Genomic DNA, 18,051 nt, shown 5'->3' on the forward strand with positions numbered 1-18,051 from the left:
GCACATCCCTTAATTATACGACGAATCCCCGGATTCATCGACAATAATCGATAGATGTGACGGCAGCACTTGGAAGGAGCCCGGCAGATTGCCGCCATATTCACCGTCGAGGTTAATTTGCACATAATCCGGCGTGGTCACGGTCATTTGGTCCGTGCGGAAATGGATGACATGCGGATCGTTCAAATGCTCGCCGCGCAGCGCCATCGATGCAATCCGGATAAACTCCGGCAGATTGCATTTTTTCAGCACGATGACATCGAACAAGCCGTCATCCAGTCTCGCCTCCGGCGCCAGCCGCTCAAAGCCGCCCACAGAATTGCTGTTGCAGATCAGGAACAGCATAATTTCCTCATGGATCGGGGCAAAGCCGTTCCCCTGAATAAGCAGTTCGGTCGGCCGCAGCCGCACCATCTTCTCCAAGCCCTTCATATAGTAGGCGAGCTGTCCGATCATCGTCTTCAGCTTGCTCGGCACCTCATAGGTCAGCTCCGTCAGCGAGCCCCCGCCCGCGATATTAATGAAGTATCGCTCGTTCGCCTTGCCGACATCCAGCGCCCGTGTATACTGCTGAATGATCAGATCGCAGGCATACTCCCAATGCTTCGGAATCCCCAGCGCCCGGGCAAAATCATTGGTCGTCCCCAGCGGCAAAATGCCCAGCGGCGGCCGGTATTCCTGCTCAGCCATGCCGTTGATGATCTCATACAGCGTTCCGTCCCCGCCAGCCGCAATGATCATGTCAAAGCCGCGCTCAATCGCCTCTGTAGCCGCCCGCGTGGCATCTCCTTCACCAGTGGTGGCGTGGCAGCTGGTTTCAATGCCTCCCATCTCCAGCCGCTGCAAAATATCCGGCAGACGCCGCTTCATCTCCTCACGGCCCGAGGTTGGGTTATAAATTAATCGTGCCCGTTTATAGTCCATTAGATTTCCCGCTCCTTCCCGCCGGAATGCTGTGCTGCTTGCACTTCAGCCTTTTGCCGCTGCTTTTTTAATCGCCTTCCTCTTGCATCCGCATAGGATCAGTATATTCACCAGCAGCAAGCCGTCCCAGCCAGCCCTCAATCTGCTGCTCCATCCATCTCGTGACAAAAGGATGCGGCAGCAGCGTTCTTCCATTATATCGATATTCCAGCCCGTCCAGCCTCGACGGAATCACTTTATTTGTAAAATAGCCCCTGCTCAAAAAGAGCGGCACCACGAGTACCGCCCGCTGCGGGGCTTTTTTCTTCATCGAACCCATCACACACGCGGCCTGATTCGGCAGCAGCATCGCCGTCTTCGCACCCGCAAAGCCGCCCAGCGCCCGCACCCGCTCCGCAAGCTGGCCAAGGCCATCACGCCAGCGGCCGTGGAAGGCCTTCTCCCGGCTGCCATGTCCGATCAGCAGCAGTTCCTCCTGCCCGGGCTGCTCCGACAGCTCCCGGATATTCTCATATAGCAGCTCAGCAATGAACGAATCGTTGTCGATCGGCTGACCGTATTCCACGCGGGCACTGCGAATTACAAACGCCCCCAGATCACCCTCACGCTCAAGGGAAACTGGCGGCTCTCCGAAGCCCTGCCCGATATCGTCCACATGGGTACTTCCCGAAGACACAAACAGCGGAAGCACGTACATATCTGTTACGCCTTCCGCTTCTAATTGATCAATGCCGTCCTGAATCAAGCGCCCCTCCACAATCTCAAGGAAGGAGGAGACAACCGGCACAGGCTGCGACAGCTTAATCTGTGCTACCGCCTCATCTACCAGCTTAACCCAGGCTTCCTCTCTTGAACCGTGGCTGATGACCAAAATTCCAGCCTTCATAAAATTAACGCTCCAGACGCTCTAAGGCCATCTTGTAGCCGTCATTTCCGTAGTTCAGGCAGCGCTTCACGCGCGAGATCGTAGCCGTGCTGGCCCCGGTTTCCGCTTCGATCTGGCTGTATGTCGAGCCTTTGCCCAGCATGCGCGCAACCTCCAGGCGCTGAGACAGCGACTGAATTTCGTTCACTGTGCACAGGTCGTCGAAAAAGATATAACATTCCTCTACCGTCTTGAGCGTCAATACCGCCTCAAACAGCTGGTCTATCGCTTTATCATTCAATTTTTTCAGTTGCATATGATGTATTCACCCCTATATAAGCGTAAACGGCTGTCCCATTCGTTCATGAACAGCGTTTCGCGGAGACAACAAGATCATCCCGGATCAGGCTTGGCCCGACAAAATAACATGCTCCATTTATCATACCGTACGTCTATAACCTCTTCTACATTGTATAAGTATTGGTATGATTTTTCAAGCATTGCCGTATTCACGCTTTACAGAGAAAAAGAGACCTCTCCCCTCAAAACTCCATAAACTTTTACAAATCCGGGCAACTCGGGACATCCGTCCAAACCTTATGTTTGCCTACCACATACAATAACCCAGGATAGACGGAAGTTGACGAAAACGCTAGGCGAGCGGACAACAATCTATTTTGCAGACTGCAATGAAATCCCGCCGCATACATCGGCACGAATATCGAAGAAGCCTATCATCGCCACAGCCTCCGTTTCGCAGGCGAAATTTTGAAAAAGGTCGTGATTGATGTGAATCATCGTTACCCGCCATCCCATCGCTCCCATTACAGCCGCAACCAGACCGGGCAAGTCTCCGCCTTTCCGGGTCTTACCGATTCCTTTGGGCCAGGCGGAGGGCAGGCTGCCGGAGCGGCAGATTCGTTCGCTGATTCCAGCACCTCCCTCATCCCAAGCGATAGCAAAGGCCCCTTGTCCCTCGACAAGCTGGGCGATATCAAAGGCATCTTGGACCGGATGGGCGGCATTGACGGCATTATCGGCACCATGGGCAAGGTTCAGAAGATGGTGTCCAGCTTCCAGCAGATGGCGCCAATGTTCAAGCTGATTATGGGTACCTTCGGCAAGAAGGGCGCCTCCACTACCGCGTCTGATGATGATGACGCGTGGCTGGAACCAACAAGAAGACCACGCAGACGCAGACGCAAAACAGGCAGCGGAAGCGCACGCCGGACAGCAGGACCAAGACGCCGCACAGGCGGCAGAACGGGAACCGGACGCAGCACAAGACGCCGTTCACGGCGTTAGGCCATGTAAAAAAAGACTCTCCCCGGCGCTATTACGCGCCCCGGATATGCTTCCTTCGCAGCAACAGGATGACGGGTTCATCCTGTCTGCTGCAAGGGGCATATCTCTGCAGGGAGAGTCTTTTTCTTATATGAATTACAGCCAGATCCACTCGATCAGTTTGAACAGGACCGCTCCGAGTACAAGGGAGATCGGGATCGTGATAACCCACGCAATGAGAATCCGTCCGGCAACCGACCATTTTACAGCAGAGAAGCGCTTCGCGCTGCCCACCCCGAGAATCGAGGACGTGATCGTATGTGTCGTACTGACCGGGAAATGCGTAATGGTCGCCGTCAAAATAACCGCAGCGGATGCCGCGTCAGCAGCAAAGCCATTGATCGGCTCGATTTTGAATATTTTCGTTCCCATCGTCTTGATGATTTTCCATCCGCCGACAGAAGTTCCGAGTGCCATCGCCGTAGCGGCAGACAGCTTAACCCACAGCGGTACATCCAGATTGTCCTGAATGCCTGCGGCTACGAGGGCAAAGGTGATAATCCCCATTGCCTTCTGTGCATCATTCGTACCATGCGTGAACGCCTGGAATGCCGCAGTGAAAATTTGGCTCGTACGGAAGCCCTTGTTGATCTGGTGCGGGCTGCGGTTGGCAAAAACCTTCTTCAGCACCCACATCAGAATAAAACCAAGTGTAAAGGCAATCAGCGGCGAGAAAATCAGCGCCTGAATAATGCTCGTAAACCCGCTTCCGTTAATTCCGGAAATACCTGCCGCTCCGATAACCGAACCCGCCAGCGCACCAATCAGCGCATGGGACGAGGAGGATGGAATACCGAACCACCAAGTGGCCAGATTCCATATTATTGCAGCCAGCAGGGCGGCTATAACGATCTGTACCCCATGCTCCAGTTGCGCAGGGTTTGCGACGCTTCCCCCAATTGTCTTCGCCACGCCGGTAAAGGTCAGCGCACCGATGAAGTTCATGGTCGAAGCAAGCAGGATCGCCACCCGCGGCGACAGTGCCCGGGTCGATACCGACGTTGCAATCGCATTGGCCGTATCGTGGAAACCGTTAATAAAGTCAAAAGCAAGCGCCAGGAAAACAACGACACATAAGATAATAAAAGCTGTATCCATTATGTTGGCCCTCGCTCCTAGCTATTTCGCATGACGATAGATTCGAGTGTATTGGCAACATCTTCACAGCAATCGGTGGTCTGCTCCAGACGCTCGTAAATTTCCTTACGCTTGATCAGCTCAATCGGGTCTTTCTCTGTTGCGAACAAGCTCTTCACACAGACACGCAGCAGGTCATCCGCCTGATTCTCCAGCTCGTTGAGCGCAATGGCAGGTTCACGGATCGCCAGCAGCTTCTTCTCGCTAAGCAGGTAAATGGCCTTCTTGATCTGATGCGCGCTGCGAACCAGATTGTCAGCGAAGAGAATGACATACTCATCCGGCTCTTGAATATGATACATTTCAAAACGGGAAGCACAAGCCTCAATACCATCCAGCACATCGTCCAGGGAAGTGGTGAGCGCCATAATGTCCTCGCGTTCGATCGGCGTAATGAATGTCTTGTTCAGCTCAGTCAGAATGGTATGCACGTAACGGTCGCATTTGGATTCGAATTCCTTCATGTCCTTGGCAAACACCGTAATATCCTTCAGGTCGGCCACGTTTGCAGAGAAGTATTCTACCGCTTCTACAATCGTGTCGGACATGTCTTCGAGCGTCTTGAAAAATATATTCTTTTTCTTCACCTTCGAAAAATCCCCTTTGCAGTGAGCATTATTGTAAGTTGGAACGACAGCCAGCAGCTCTGAATGTCCACAATCATCAAGGCCGAAATTCCGGGCGGGCCAAGGCTCGTCCTGCTTTTTGGCACAAGATGGCAGGGTTCAGAAAATAAGTCATGCCTTACCAGGACAACAGTAAGTGGCATGCTCCGCTTATTGCTAAGCTGACCAGCCGAAACTTATCTTAACATACTTTACATTAGAATTGTTAAGACAGTGTCAACGTTTATGAAAAAAAATCGTCTTTTTTCACATTTTCTCGACAAGTGTTTTCGCAATGTAAAATTTGTCGTTAATACTTCTATGGATGATTTACAAATTCATTCAAATTATTTTACATTTGGATGATCTTTCGTCATCTTTCAGTGACAGATACACCGGGAGCAGCCTCCCATAGGCTGCCCGCAATAGCGGCGGGCAGCGGCTCTCGAAGCAACAAAAAAAGGCGCAAGCTCTGCGCCTTCATTATTCGCCAAATTGGCCTGGTTTATCCAATCGTGACATGCTCTTCAAACGACGGTGTCAGCGGCACCAGATGATAATACGTCTTGCCCGGCACAAACGGCAGCTCCTGCCCGTCCTTCATAATCCGGATAATATCATCCTTGGTGCTGCGCACCCATTCACACTCTACCATCTTGCCTTCCTGGAACAGCATCGCCGGACCGCCGCTGGTCAGGTCAACCGACAATCTTCCCACATCATCCAGCGTCTTATGGCGGGTGCCGAGCACAACCAGATTGGACGCCGTCAGCTGCTGCTCGTTATCCAGGTCAATATGCGGTTCCTTATTAATAAAACGGCTGTATAAGTGCTTGTCTGCATCATAGGTATAAGAAACATGATAATTTTTCAAGGAAAAATACAAATCAATTTCTTCCGCCTTTACACCAGCTGCTGTGGCGGGAGGAACTTCCCCTTCAGCGGCAAAAGGCATCGCCGGGATCAGCACCTGATCCGGGTACTTTTTCTGCTGGGCGCCCTCGCGCATTTTCTCCAGACTGGAGTAAAGATTATGCGGCGGCTTGCGGAATTTCTCCCGCCAGAAGAACGGTCCCGCATTCGAGATTTCATCCAGATGCTGCTTGCGCTGCTGCTGCAGAATCGCATAGCCGTCATTGCTTGCGCCGGCATGGACAAGCACCGCCTGATACATCTCGCCCATCTCGATCAGATACGGCCGGATGCTGCGGATCGGGCCAATCTTATCTGTCCCCTCATAGCTCTGGAAGATCGCCACAAGACGGGTAATGCCGCCTTCCGCCAGCACTTCCCATACAATGTCGGCATGGGTCAGTCCGGACTGCGGACGCGCCGCCTTATAATTATTCACCATTACCGCGATCGGGCGTGCTTCCGCCTTCTCCTCCAGCTTCAAGCCTGTGAATGGCGCCTTGAATCCCGGCTCCGGCTGTGGTTCCGGCTCTGCCGGGTCTATAATTTCGCCTATATCTCCCTTATTGTTCGGATCAGCCTGCAGCCCCTTGTCCCCGCCGCAAGCAGATACCAGTATCATCATTATGATTAGAAGCAGTAGCGAACCCAATTTTCTGTTCGTCTGATTCTTCTCCATCATTCGCAACATGCATCCCATCCTTCATCAAATTTCGCTGTCTGCACCTGTTATTTCCTTATTAAACCATACATTGATGCTTTTGTCTTGGGACCTACTGCTGCGATTAATGAATATATAGTCACCCGATGATTTGCCCTGACAATCCCTGGTCATACTATAAGCAAAATCAAGGAGGTGCTCGCAGATGGCCGGATTTTTTGACTGGCTGGGCCGGAACTGGCTGGCCGTGCTGCTCATTGCGGGAATCATAGCTGCCGGGATTTTCGTTTTCTCCAAGCGTAATGAACTGCTTGATAAAGGCTGAATCGCCCGGCTCCAGCACAAACAAGCCTGTGGGAGCCATTCCCTTCTGCAAAGGGGATGACACACAGGCTAAGCTCGTTATAATCAGACTTACACCCACTACCGGGCCTAAAGGTTACCTGTCTGCTTTTACGTATCGTAATTGACCAGATAATGATGCAGCTCTGTATGATAGCAGCCCATGCTGTATTCAATCAGCCGGCCTTCCGCATCGTAGGAGTAGCGCAGCCGTTTGAGCACAGGCGCTCCCGCCTCTAAGCCAAGCAGCTTCGCGGTCTCCGGTGTTGCAAAATCAACTAGGAACCGGTCGCGAAAATTGTCCAGCACGATATTTTTTTCCTCCAGCAGCTCGTACAGCGACTGCATATCCGAAATATCAGGATCGTGCGTCTCACTCGCCAGGAAGTGGATAATATGAATATACGGCTGATCATTGAGCACATATAACCGCTCGATCCGGTGGCATGCGGCCCCGAACAGTGAGCCAAGCTCAGTGCCCGCTTCAAGCCGGACAGGAGCGGCCGAAATCAGCTTCTTCTCCAGCCGATGGCCCTCCTCGACCAGCAGCTCTGTGAACCGTTTCCCTTTGGAAAGCTTCGAGAGGGACGTATTCCGGAGCACAATGGTGCCCACTCCGCTCTTTTTCTCCACGTAGCCTTCCACTGACAGCTCACGGATCGCATTGCGCACTGTCATTTTACTCACCTGGAATTCCTTCTCAAGCTGCGGCTCGGGAGGAATGTTCGTCCCCAGCGGGTAAATGCCGTGCAGAATCCGGTCCTTCACAATCTTTTTGACTTGCAAATATAAAGGTCCTTTTTTACGCGAAATGGACACCTTATCATCACACTACCTTTCAACATCACGGGTCCGGTCCGACATCGCCTTCACCACATCAGACTCCGAGGAAATTGGCGTATCGCCAGGAACCGTATGAGCCAGCATCGCAGCCGCCGCCGCGTATTCCACCGCATACTCCGGATCGTAGCCCTGCAATTCGGCATGAATAATCCCGCTCGCATAGGCATCCCCGGCACCGACCCGGTCATAGACCGGGAAGGTCAGCGGCCTGGAGTAGGTGAATCCGCCACCGCCTGCCGCTTCCATGGCCTTAGTCTGTGCCTCCCTGCCCGCGCTTGTCTTATATATATAGCCCGTCAGCGTATGCGTATTGTCCCCGTTAATTTGCCGGTGTGTCCCTGCAATCGTCCGAATGCCATATTCCCTCGCGACCTGCGGGATCAACTGCTCCAACTGTGCTATTCTATCACATTCGCCTGTCTCCATACCAAGCGTGAAGATCGCGTCCTTCTCATTCATGAACACGATATCCGCCGCTTGAAGCATATCGGTATAATGAGGCCTCGCCTGCCCGTAGGCATCCGGGCCCCACAGGGAAGGGCGGTAATTGCAGTCGAAAATAACGATGCCGCCGCGCTGCTTCACCTCACCGGCCAGCCGCTTCATCTGCATCCGGGCCAAATCATTCATTGCCAGCGTAATGCCGCAAAAATGCACGGCATCGAGTCCATCGGCAATCCGGCCCCACTCTGTCTCCGGGTACGCAACTGTATTGAAACTGCTGCCCAGGCGGTCTGTATACGTGACCCTGCTTGGACGGGCGCCGAATCCATGCTCCAGGAAATACTGGCCGACATATTTGCCGCCCCGCTGAACCCATGGCGTATGAATGCCAAGCTTGCGCAAATAGGCCAGCGCTGCCTCCCCGAGCGGGTTATCCGGCAGCGTACTGACGAGATAGGCGGAATGGCCGAACCGGGAGAGGGCCGACATAACGTTGACCCCGGTTCCCGAAAATGAATAGTCCAGACTGCTGCCCTGCGCCAGAGTGGAATAGCCCGGAACCTCCAGGCGCATCATCACCTCTCCGAAAGCGGCAACCTTAGACATAGCGGTCAACTAATGCTTTCAGTCTGCTGTGCAGCGTTCGCACATCCTCAATTCGGGTGCTGCCAGTAGCGGAATCTATAATGGAGGAATACACATGCGGAATGACTTGCGGCACACCCGCTGCCAGCGCGATTTCGACGATCGGCTCGAAGTTGTCCAGATCAATGCCGCCAGTCGGTTCCAGTGCGAAGCCTTCCTCACCGCAGGCTTTAGCCACAGCCCGGTACTCTTCTTCCAGCTTGAGCCCTTGCATCGGGAAATATTTCAGCGCATTGCCGCCCATGTCGCGAACGAGTGCAATCGCCGCCTTGATCGGAACAATGGCTTTGTCTTCTACGCCTGCACTGTATACGCCAGTTGAAATATTGACATAGCCCGCTTTGCCGGATGGTGACACAAGGCTGTTAATCCAGCTGTCCTTGCCCTGGCTTTCGAGGTTGGCGCGGGTCGCTCCTACTGCCGGGAAAATCTGATTAATATGATTGCCCGCATAGGACTTGGCGATTTCAGCCACAACTGCCCCCTGGCGGTTGTCGCCTGCTCCGAGGCCGATGGATACGGCATCCTCAATTTCACGTCCGTAAGCTTGCATTGCCTCTACGGCTGCCCCGGCATTCGGATAATCCTTGGAGAGAACGCCGACGATCACATGCCCTTCGGATGCCTCGAACACTTCTTTTGCATTTTCAATACTGTTGGCAAGAACGTTGAGCGCTGCTTTATTTTTGTATAAACGATTATAAATTCCGGACATTTACTTGTTCCCCCCTATAATGTCTTCAATGCGATTCACAATGACCTGGAGATCATCACCCTGCAAGGAGCGCGGATCAATATCAAAATACCCCTGGCGCACGCCGTAATCCCGTGTATACACGGCAATCGGACCTTCGCGAAGCTGATCATTGACCGTTTTGGCCGACAGGCCAGCCGCCTGCTCATCAATGCGGACACGTCCGCGGAAGATCGCTCTTCCCGCTTCATCCTGCACAATGCTTACACTTACGCCTGCAAGCTTCGTAACCTGCTGGAGCGCTTCGAGTGCGGCCTTTTCCTCTTCGCTCTTGTCTTCCTTGACCATATACTCATCCAGTGCTTGCAGCAGGCCGAAGATCGTCTCCTTGCCGACCTTCATGCTTCTGCCGATGCCGTGCAGCTGCACTTTCACCCAATCCACATATGCTGCCTTGCCGCCGACAATGCCGGAGGTTGGGCCTTCAATCGCTTTCGAGCCGCTGTAGATCGCCAGATCCGAGCACTGCACATACTTCTGAATATCCTCCTCAGCCGCCGCATCGACGATCAGCGGAATGCCGTGCTTCTGCGCAACTTCCCAGGCTTCTTCGACCTTGATCATATTTTTCTGCACACAGTGATGCGACTGGACATAGAGAATAGCGGCTGTGCGCTCGCCGATCGCTTCTTCAATATGCTCCTTGCGCCCTTCATTCGCGTAGCCGACCTCCACAATCTGTCCGCCACCCAGCCATACCATAGTCTCTACAGGCGCTCCGTACTGGACGTTGTGCCCCTTGAACATAATAATCTCGTTCTTCTCGATCTTCTCCTGATGGAGCCGTAGGCTTGTACGGCGATTGCCGCGTGTCACCGCTGCCGCTACTGTCAGCGCAATCCCGCTGGATGCGGAGTTGACGACAACAGCTGCTTCGGAGCCGAGGATGCGGGCGACGTACTGGCCGGACTTCTCGACCAAATCCGCCATCTCCACATACTGCTGGCCCCCGGTCTTCATCGCGTTCATGACGCCGTCCGTAGGCGCCGATACGCCCAGAATGCTCATCCTTCCGCTCGCATTGACCACCCGTTTCAACCCGTATCTAGCATGCAATGAATGATCCATTTCGAACAACTCCCTTTGGTTGAATGTATTGCTCTGCTGTCCGCTTTGCGCCTTCTGAATCAATTAATTCTTGTTCACCCTGCTCTACAGTAAAGACCGTCAGATCCGCCTTCGCGCCCGCCCGGATTTCAGCAAGCTCCGGCCTGCCGAGCCAAGATGCGGCATTCACGGTAACTGCACGAATGACCTCTTCTATGCTGTAGCCCAAATACAAAAATTTCGTCAACACCGCAGACATGCTGTGCACCGGACCGTTCAGACGGTTGCCCCGGTAAATGTCCGTGCTGATCGTATGCAGCGGAACACCTGCCAGCTTTGCCTTCTCCGCAATATCAAAGGAGAAGCTCGCCGTACCGTGACCGACATCCAGATGCACGCCTCTCGCTACAGCATCCAGCAGCTCGGGCAGCGGCTGTCCGTCCACTCCAAACACATTGTTCGGCTTGCCGTTCAAGTAATGCGTCACAATATCTCTGCGCTCCAGCAGCCGGAGCACCTCCTGAATAGCCGGCGGCGCTGAACCGATGTGAACCATCAGCGGCAGCCCCGTCCCTGCTGACAGCCTACGTGCAATCTTGAGCGGCTCAATCCCCTGCTCCTTCACAACACTGCGGCTGATTCTCGCCTTCAGGCCCACGATAAATTCCGGGTATTGGCGGATGGCATCATGCACAAGAGTTTCATCCAGCCATTCCAGCCGGGACAGCTCATCGATCCGCTCAAGACCGATGCGGGAGATGTTCAGGAAGGCCAGCAGCCTCGTAGCTGAACTCTTGCCTGCTTCATACAGCCCGCCAATGCGGTCAGCCCCGCAGCTCCCGGCATCCACGATTGTTGTCACCCCGTGCTTTACGCCAATCTCGTCGATCTCATCCCCATACGGATGAAGCTCGCTCATCGCATGCACATGCATATCGATCCAGCCGCTGGACACATAGGCTCCGCTCCCGGCGCCATCCCACAGCGTATCTCCCTCTCCGGTGCCAGCCGGGACAATGCGGCTAATCCGTTCCCCATCGAACACAATATCGACAGCCTGCCCTCTGCCGGCAACCGGACTATCGGCAGTTGATGGCTGTGATGTATGCCCCTCCAGCAGCCGGACATTGCGCAATACAGTTCCCATCCTTGTTGCTTTCCCCCTTTCTTGGTACAGTGTGGATAAGCAATCCAGCAAGTTTCATTTGCCAACAGCTTAACACATTCTAGCATTAAAATAAATATAACGTTATAATGTTTAATAACGGAGCAGATTGGAAACACGCAAATTGAAGGAGGACACCCTGTGACCGTATCCGCACTAAAGTCAGCCGTCTCAGCCAAAATCCGTATGAACTGGAGCCATTTCAAATCCCGGCTGCTTTTAAAATATGCGTTATCCTATATTCTTATTTTTTTGGTTCCGCTTACATGTGTAACTATATTTATCTATCAGAATGCGGTTGTGAGCCTGCGCTCCGAGATTGAGCAATCCAATGTCAATCAATTGAACCAGGTGAAGACGACGCTTGACGGCCATATGAGCGGACTTCTCGAAATCGCCAGCAAAATTTCCTATGACGAGCGCCTCACCCCTTATATGGTCAGCCATCCATTGCACAGCCGCGAAGCCATTGCAGCCTTGGCAGGCTATAAGGCGAACAGCAGCATGCTGGAGGAATTGTTCCTCTACTACCATCACGACAACCAAATCTATTCCTATAACGGCATGACGAATGTGAACGTCGTGTTTGACCGTCTCTATCAATATGAGAACTGGAAGCGCGAGGACGTTGTGGCTGCCCTGGACGAGTCCAAGATGACGGTCGTCCGCCCTGCTGAAAATGTCACCGTCCACTCCCGCAAGGAACCGATGCTGACCGTGCTTGTCCCGATCAAAATCAATGCCCCTTACCCTTATGGGACGGTCATGTACATCATGAAGGAATCCAGGCTGACAGGCGTCATGAGCTCCATCCTGAACGGCTTCACCGGGAACAGCTATATCTTCTCCGGCAGCGGCGAGGTGCTGACCGCAAGCTCAAACGGCAAAAGTCTGCCCTCGGCTGATCTGACAGCGCTTACGGAGCTGGAGCCCGGCATTCACAACATGATGCTTGACGGCGTCATGCACTCTGTCGTCTCGGTCAAATCCAAAGTGAACGGCTGGAGCTATGTAACGGCAATGCCCAGCTACCAGTTCTTCGAGCGGGTCGGCCGTATTCAGACGATCATTCTTCTTGTATTCGGAATTACGGTCATCGTCGGCCTCATTGCAGCCATGCTGCTCGCCAAGCGCCAGTACCATCCGATACAGGATTTGATGGAATTTGCCCGGATACAGGGCGGCGGCAAGGAGATGACCAAAGCCCCGAATGAATGGGACTGGATCAAACAGACCATTCATGAGTATAACGCACGGATTGATATGCAGGAGCCGTATGTCCGCAACCAGTGCCTGCTCCTGCTGCTCAAGCACGGCAAGCCGGATGATCCGGAAATCGGGCGGATGATTACCCAGTCCGGCCTGGAAATTCCCGAATCGGGCGCGCTCTATTTCTCCGCGATTCTGGCCTGGGATAAAGCAGCGGATTCAGAGCGTACCTGGGAAGACCAGCAGCTCTTGCAGGAGATGCTGAGCCACATTGAGCTGCCTGATCTTCATGCGCAGGTGTATGGCGTCGAATTCGCAGCCAATCATCAATTTGCGCTGATGATCTCCCTGCTGCCGGACGAACGACTGCCGGAGAACCAGCGCATCCGCCAGGTCATTGAGGCCATTCATATTATGATTATCGAGCATGCGCACAGTCTGCCAGCCATTGGGGCAGGTACAGTCTATCCCGATCTGAAGGGATTGAACCAGTCGTTCATCGAAGCGGCCACGGCGCTGGAGCATCTGCGGCTCGCTTCCGGCGGGCGGGTCACTTACTTTGACCAGCTAACAGATATGTCAGGCACCAGCACGGCGAGCGACAGCTTCTGGCTCCCTCGCAAGTCCGTGCTCAAGCTGGAGCAAAGCCTGAAGCAGGGGAACGAAGCGGTCGCGCTGCAAATGATCAGCAGCATGATCCAGGAGATCAAGCAGGAGGCCATGCCGGTCGCCCTGCTGCGCTGCATCTGCTTTGATCTGCTGAACTCCCTGCTCCGCACCGCATCAGAGCTCGGGATGAACGGGCTTCTGCGCAGCATCTCCTCCTTCACCTCCTTCGAGACACTGGAGGAGCTGGAGGCGAAGCTGAGCGCCCTCGCCAGCCAGGTCTGCCAGCAGGTCGAGCTTGCGGCCGAGACAGAGCAGCCCAGCCTGATGGATGATATCGTCACCTATGTCGACCAGAACTTTGCCGACTATACGCTGAGCCTGGAGCATGTCGCGCTCAAATATTCGGTGTCGGCCTCCTATTTAAGCCGCAGCTTCAAGGATAAGAGCGGCGTCAATTTCTCGCAATATATATGGCAGTGCCGCCTGAATGAAGTGACGCGGCTCCTGATCCATACCAGCGCCCCGCTCAAAGAAATTATTGAGAGCGTCGGCTACCTGGACGCGCCGAACTTCATCCGCAAGTTCAAAAAGGAGACCGGCTGCACACCAGGCCAGTACCGCAAGCAGCATAGCGCTTCACCGATGGCGCTGGACTCCAATTAAGCATCGTGAAACTGCATCACCTGCCGGCGGAAATCAGACGAACCGGATACCTCAAATGATATCCCTTGTATCGCAGAAGCCGGCTTGCTCCGGCGGCCAGCCATGCAGCCCCTGTAAACAAGACCGGACTCAAGGAGATTTCTTTCCTTGGGCCCGGTCTGTTTTCATCCCTTATTTCGGTTCGTTCAAAATATAGTCCACCAGTTCATCAAGCGGAACGGTTGCCAGTGCAATCGCCGTATCCGTTACACCGTAATAGATGTACAGCAGTCCGTCCTTCACAACATTGCCTGTCGGGAAAATAACATTCGGAATCTGGTAGCCGAACTTCTCATAGTACGTCTCCGGCTCCATGATGAAGTTATGCGTCCGGGCAATGACCTTCTCCGGGTTCTCCAGATCAAGCAGCAGCGCACCGACACGGTACACAACCTCGTCATCGACGCCGTGATAGAGCACCAGCCAGCCCTTGTCCGTCTTCACAGGCGGGGTAGAACCGCCGATTTTCCGGCATTCCCAGTCCATGTTCTCCCCTTTGGCCAGCAGTTTCGGCTCCTCCCAATGGATCAAATCCTCGGAATACGTAATCCACATCGCGGCTTTCTCCGTTCCGTAAGTTTCACCCACATATTCCTCCGGGCGGCGCAGCAGCACGAATTTGCCGTTAATCTTCTCCGGGAACAAAATATTGTCGCGGTCATTAATATCCAGCGGTGTCGTATCCGATACAAACTCCCAATCGATCAGGTTTTGCGATTTGACAATCGAGGAACGGGTCAGCCAGTGCCCCTCCTGCTCTCCCCAGCCGTCCGGGTAGACCGGGATTTCACGCTTCGGAATGCCTGCACCCGTCGGATAATAGCTCATCGCACAAGGACGCAGCGCATAGTTCATATAGAATGTGCCGTCAATTTTGACAACACGCGGGTCCTGCACACTGCCGTACGGAAAGCCCAGCATATCCGGCGTAAGAATCGGCTCATCCTTGACATGGGTGAAATGCACGCCGTCCCCGCTCTCCAGCAGCCCGAGGAAATTTTTGCACGGGGTGAGCGATTCAGCCGTCCGTTCGATCATATAGAACTTGTCGTTATCGATAATAACAGCAGGGTTAAACACCGTTACCTTGCGCCAATCATAACCTCCCGGCACAACAATCGGGTTCTCTGGATGTCTTGTAATTTTCATAGCTGCTTGCAGCCTCCTGTCTGAAATCTGGCGTTCAAATTTGGGTTAGTTGGAATTCCAACGGTCATAAGCAGCCTGATAGATCTCCTGCATGCGGTCGCCGCCCATTTTCTTTACTGTAGCGACATACTTGTCCCAATTGCTGATCGGCTCCGCGCCGGTAACGAATTTGGCTTCCATCTGGCGGACATACGTATTCAGATCCGAACTCAGCACGTTCACCTCTGCCTGCTCTTCCGAGGTCAGGAACAGAATCGGGAATGGAATGCGTGAACCTTTATCAAGCAGCTTCTCCTTGGACTCCTTGTCTACCCACAGGTCAAAATCTGTCTTCAAGCCCTTGAGCAGCTCATCTGTTGTCACCGACGGGATTGCGATGCCGAAGTTCGGCGTCAACGTCGAGCGGACAGTCTCAATATTTTCAACCGGCAAATATTCCTTCTTCTTCGTCGCTTCATCCGTGTACTTCCACAGCATGCCTTCCGGCCCTTTGCTGAACAGCAGTGCGCCATCATAGGAGTACAGGTAATCTACCCAGCGTATGGACGCTTCCGGATATTTATTCGTGTTGGAGATGGCAAATGCTCCAATGGTAATGCCGCGGTTACGGGCAATGACAGGCTTGTCTACAAAATCGCTCTTGACCGGCACAAACATCGGGTCCTCCATGCCCGGCTCGCCGCCCATCGTCATATAAGCATGCCAGTCGGAGAACAACGCGACCTGATTGTTTTGGGCCTTGGCTTTTTTCTGTTCGGAAGTCTGGGAGAAGCTCTCGTGATCCAGCAGATCCTCATTCCACAGACGGCTCAAATAGCTCAGATATTCCTTGTAGCCGTCTTCCATTGGCGTATAGTGAACCTTCTGATTGTCATCAACATAGACTTCTTCCTCGTACACACCGAATGCGCCAAGCAGCCAGGTACGAATATCTCTCAGGTTAACGGAGGACAATGGAATCTCGTCCTTCTTGCCGTTGCCGTTCGGATCTTCTTCCTTCACGCGCTTCAGGTAGGTGTACAGCTCTTCTGTCGTCTCCGGCAGCTTGTCGATGCCAAGCTTCTTCAGGAACTTGCCGTTATACCACATTGGATTGCGGTACCATGGCTGGTTGAAATCAACGACAGGCAGCGCGTAGATATGTCCGTCCGGTGCCGTAATCGATTTGCGGATAGACGGATTTTCTTCGAGAATCTTCTTCATGTTTGGCGCATATTCGTCGATTAGGCCTTCAAGCGGGATCAGAATGCCCTGTTCCCCGTAATTCATCTGCTCCGCCGCCGTCAGTCCCGCAGCCAGGAATACATCCGGGTATTCGCCACTGGAGAAGACGAGATTCTTCTTCGTATCGAAGCTGTCCTTCGGCGCATTGTTATACGTAAATTTAATGTTCGTCAGTTCTTCCATCTTTTTCAATACGGCCATATCATTCCAGTTCTGCACGCCGACATCCGGCGCCATCAGCGTCAGGTTGATTTGCTCCGGCACGATCGGGAAGCCTTCCTTGCTGACTTCGACCGTTCCTGACTTGCTGCCGCTTCCTTTGTCTTCCTTCTTGTCCGGCGATCCGCAAGCTGACAGCAGTGTTGTGGTCAGCATGACGACTGCGAGCAGCAGCGCCCAACCTTTTTTCCCCTTGCCCATGTTCAAGTCCTCCCTTTTGTCCCTCACTTATCATTCTATAATAATCGAAGTCCGGGTGAACCTCGTTATTACCCTCCATACTTGCCTTAGCTTTCGAAAAATGAATCCTTCGGTCAGGCAGCAATCCTCTTAACCCTTCACAGAACCGATCATGACACCCTGAACAAAATAACGCTGAAGGAACGGGTACACCACGATAATCGGCAGCGTCGATACGATAATGACAGCGTATTTGACAAGGGCGGCAATCTCAGCCTTGTTGTTCATTGCAGCCGCAATGTCGCCGCTGATTGAAGCGCCGGTTGTCTCGGCAGTCATCTCCTGCAGAACAAGAATTTGGCGCAGCACCATTTGCAACGGGTACTTCATTTCATCATTGAGATAGATGAGTGATGAGAAATAGCTGTTCCAGTGCGATACCCCGTAGAACAAGGCCATCACCGCGATAATCGGTGCCGACAGCGGCAGCACAATCTGGAAGAACAGGCGCATATTCGTACAGCCGTCCATATGGGCCGCCTCCTGCAGCTCCTTCGGAATGGTTGACTGGAAAAATGTCCGGGCGACAATAATGTTCCATACCGAGGCCGATACAGGCAGGATAAGCGCCCAGATCGAATTGATCATGCCCAGCTCCTTCACCAGCAGGTAGCTTGGCACCAGCCCGCCGCTGAAAAACATCGTGACCAGGAACATCGCCATAATAAACTGGCGTCCGATAAAATCCGAGCGGCTCAGCGCATACGCCGCAGGCAGCGTAACGAGCAGATTGATGGACGTTCCGAGAACGGTGTAAAAAATGGTATTGCCGTAACCGATCCAAATTTTCGGATTTTGCATAACGAGCTTGTAGCCGTCCAGCGTCAGCCCTTTCGGCAGCAGCCACATTTCTCCCGAGCTTACGAATTTCGGTGTACTGATTGAAGCGCTAAGGATATAAATGAGCGGATACAGAACGACGACGAGCGCTGCTGCCAGGAACAGATAGATGAATACTAAAAATAATTTGTCAGACCTGGATTCTTTCATGGCTGTGACCATCAGCCGACC

At 53.3% G+C, this 18,051-nt stretch carries 16 protein-coding genes; 2 read left to right on the top strand and 14 right to left on the bottom strand.

The genetic code is table 11. From position 1 onward, the window contains the following. Positions 1-9: 9 nt before the first annotated feature. The 3 genes from H583_RS0101035 to H583_RS0101045 all read right to left on the bottom strand — a co-directional run bounded on the left by H583_RS0101035 (position 10) and on the right by H583_RS0101045 (position 2,105). Positions 10-924: a diacylglycerol kinase gene (locus H583_RS0101035; protein WP_028558847.1), complete on the bottom strand. Its 915-nt coding sequence runs from the start codon at positions 922-924 to the stop codon at positions 10-12. A gap of 67 nt (positions 925-991) precedes the next feature. Continuing rightward, the gene (locus tag H583_RS31515; protein WP_051235819.1) at positions 992-1,810 is read right to left on the bottom strand and encodes a sirohydrochlorin chelatase; all 819 of its coding nucleotides are present in this window, start codon (positions 1,808-1,810) and stop codon (positions 992-994) included. Between the two features lie 4 nt (positions 1,811-1,814). Further along, the gene (locus H583_RS0101045; protein WP_028558848.1) at positions 1,815-2,105 is read right to left on the bottom strand and encodes a YerC/YecD family TrpR-related protein; all 291 of its coding nucleotides are present in this window, start codon (positions 2,103-2,105) and stop codon (positions 1,815-1,817) included. A 452-nt stretch (positions 2,106-2,557) separates the two neighbouring features. Here H583_RS0101045 and H583_RS35055 point away from each other — a divergent pair, with 452 nt between their 5' ends. Then, the gene (locus H583_RS35055; RefSeq protein WP_051235821.1) at positions 2,558-3,094 is read left to right on the top strand and encodes a hypothetical protein; all 537 of its coding nucleotides are present in this window, start codon (positions 2,558-2,560) and stop codon (positions 3,092-3,094) included. 135 nt (positions 3,095-3,229) lie between these two features. On the opposite strand, the gene H583_RS0101055 is transcribed toward H583_RS35055, so the two are convergent. The 8 genes from H583_RS0101055 to H583_RS0101095 form a co-directional block, all read right to left on the bottom strand. Continuing rightward, positions 3,230-4,231 carry an inorganic phosphate transporter gene (locus tag H583_RS0101055; RefSeq protein WP_028558849.1) on the bottom strand — a complete coding sequence of 334 codons (1,002 nt, stop codon included), beginning with the start codon at positions 4,229-4,231 and terminating at the stop codon, positions 3,230-3,232. Between the two features lie 17 nt (positions 4,232-4,248). Beyond that, positions 4,249-4,857, bottom strand: coding sequence for a DUF47 domain-containing protein (locus H583_RS0101060; RefSeq protein ID WP_028558850.1), 609 nt, complete (start codon positions 4,855-4,857; stop codon positions 4,249-4,251). A 523-nt stretch (positions 4,858-5,380) separates the two neighbouring features. Next, the gene (locus tag H583_RS0101065; protein ID WP_342663499.1) at positions 5,381-6,469 is read right to left on the bottom strand and encodes a DUF3048 domain-containing protein; all 1,089 of its coding nucleotides are present in this window, start codon (positions 6,467-6,469) and stop codon (positions 5,381-5,383) included. 432 nt (positions 6,470-6,901) lie between these two features. Further along, a complete protein-coding gene (locus H583_RS0101075) occupies positions 6,902-7,609 on the bottom strand; it encodes a GntR family transcriptional regulator (protein WP_028558852.1) in 708 nt (235 codons plus the stop codon). 12 nt (positions 7,610-7,621) lie between these two features. Beyond that, positions 7,622-8,683 (bottom strand): sugar kinase, encoded by a 1,062-nt coding sequence (locus H583_RS0101080; RefSeq protein ID WP_036708047.1) that lies wholly within the window; start codon positions 8,681-8,683, stop codon positions 7,622-7,624. After that, on the bottom strand, positions 8,676-9,437 hold the full coding sequence (gene dagF / locus H583_RS0101085; RefSeq protein ID WP_028558854.1) for a 2-dehydro-3-deoxy-phosphogluconate aldolase: 762 nt from the start codon (positions 9,435-9,437) through the stop codon (positions 8,676-8,678). The genes H583_RS0101080 and dagF overlap by 8 nt, the downstream gene beginning before the upstream one ends. Further along, positions 9,438-10,544, bottom strand: coding sequence for a DgaE family pyridoxal phosphate-dependent ammonia lyase (locus tag H583_RS0101090; RefSeq protein ID WP_028558855.1), 1,107 nt, complete (start codon positions 10,542-10,544; stop codon positions 9,438-9,440). It abuts the gene before it with no gap. After that, on the bottom strand, positions 10,522-11,670 hold the full coding sequence (locus tag H583_RS0101095) for an amidohydrolase/deacetylase family metallohydrolase (protein WP_081666923.1): 1,149 nt from the start codon (positions 11,668-11,670) through the stop codon (positions 10,522-10,524). Before H583_RS0101095 ends, H583_RS0101090 begins: the two co-directional genes overlap by 23 nt. 159 nt (positions 11,671-11,829) lie before the next feature. Between H583_RS0101095 and H583_RS0101100 the strand changes: the two genes are divergently transcribed. Further along, positions 11,830-14,169, top strand: coding sequence for an AraC family transcriptional regulator (locus H583_RS0101100; RefSeq protein ID WP_342663500.1), 2,340 nt, complete (start codon positions 11,830-11,832; stop codon positions 14,167-14,169). A gap of 171 nt (positions 14,170-14,340) precedes the next feature. Here the strand turns inward: H583_RS0101100 and H583_RS0101110 are convergent, their stop codons facing one another. From H583_RS0101110 to H583_RS0101120, 3 genes are all read right to left on the bottom strand, one after another. After that, a complete protein-coding gene (locus H583_RS0101110; RefSeq protein WP_028558858.1) occupies positions 14,341-15,357 on the bottom strand; it encodes a glycoside hydrolase family 130 protein in 1,017 nt (338 codons plus the stop codon). A 45-nt stretch (positions 15,358-15,402) separates the two neighbouring features. Further along, on the bottom strand, positions 15,403-17,001 hold the full coding sequence (locus tag H583_RS0101115; protein WP_028558859.1) for an extracellular solute-binding protein: 1,599 nt from the start codon (positions 16,999-17,001) through the stop codon (positions 15,403-15,405). Between the two features lie 129 nt (positions 17,002-17,130). Further along, a complete protein-coding gene (locus tag H583_RS0101120; protein ID WP_028558860.1) occupies positions 17,131-18,042 on the bottom strand; it encodes a carbohydrate ABC transporter permease in 912 nt (303 codons plus the stop codon). Positions 18,043-18,051 lie beyond the last annotated feature (9 nt).

Source organism: Paenibacillus pinihumi DSM 23905 = JCM 16419 (genome assembly GCF_000422505.1).
Taxonomy (GTDB): Bacteria; Bacillota; Bacilli; order Paenibacillales; family Paenibacillaceae; genus Paenibacillus_D; species Paenibacillus_D pinihumi.

Excerpts from the sequence above, each read along its gene's own strand:
- H583_RS0101110 (WP_028558858.1), bottom strand. The coding sequence starts at position 15,357 with ATGAAAATTACAAGACATCCAGAGAACCCGATTGTTGTGCCGGGAGGT.
- H583_RS31515 (WP_051235819.1), bottom strand. The coding sequence starts at position 1,810 with ATGAAGGCTGGAATTTTGGTCATCAGCCACGGTTCAAGAGAGGAAGCC.
- H583_RS0101120 (WP_028558860.1), bottom strand. The coding sequence starts at position 18,042 with ATGGTCACAGCCATGAAAGAATCCAGGTCTGACAAATTATTTTTAGTA.
- H583_RS0101045 (WP_028558848.1), bottom strand. The coding sequence starts at position 2,105 with ATGCAACTGAAAAAATTGAATGATAAAGCGATAGACCAGCTGTTTGAG.
- H583_RS0101080 (WP_036708047.1), bottom strand. The coding sequence starts at position 8,683 with ATGTCTAAGGTTGCCGCTTTCGGAGAGGTGATGATGCGCCTGGAGGTT.
- H583_RS0101115 (WP_028558859.1), bottom strand. The coding sequence starts at position 17,001 with ATGGGCAAGGGGAAAAAAGGTTGGGCGCTGCTGCTCGCAGTCGTCATG.
- H583_RS0101035 (WP_028558847.1), bottom strand. The coding sequence starts at position 924 with ATGGACTATAAACGGGCACGATTAATTTATAACCCAACCTCGGGCCGT.
- H583_RS0101065 (WP_342663499.1), bottom strand. The coding sequence starts at position 6,469 with ATGATGGAGAAGAATCAGACGAACAGAAAATTGGGTTCGCTACTGCTT.
- H583_RS0101090 (WP_028558855.1), bottom strand. The coding sequence starts at position 10,544 with ATGGATCATTCATTGCATGCTAGATACGGGTTGAAACGGGTGGTCAAT.
- H583_RS0101095 (WP_081666923.1), bottom strand. The coding sequence starts at position 11,670 with ATGGGAACTGTATTGCGCAATGTCCGGCTGCTGGAGGGGCATACATCA.
- H583_RS0101055 (WP_028558849.1), bottom strand. The coding sequence starts at position 4,231 with ATGGATACAGCTTTTATTATCTTATGTGTCGTTGTTTTCCTGGCGCTT.
- dagF (WP_028558854.1), bottom strand. The coding sequence starts at position 9,437 with ATGTCCGGAATTTATAATCGTTTATACAAAAATAAAGCAGCGCTCAAC.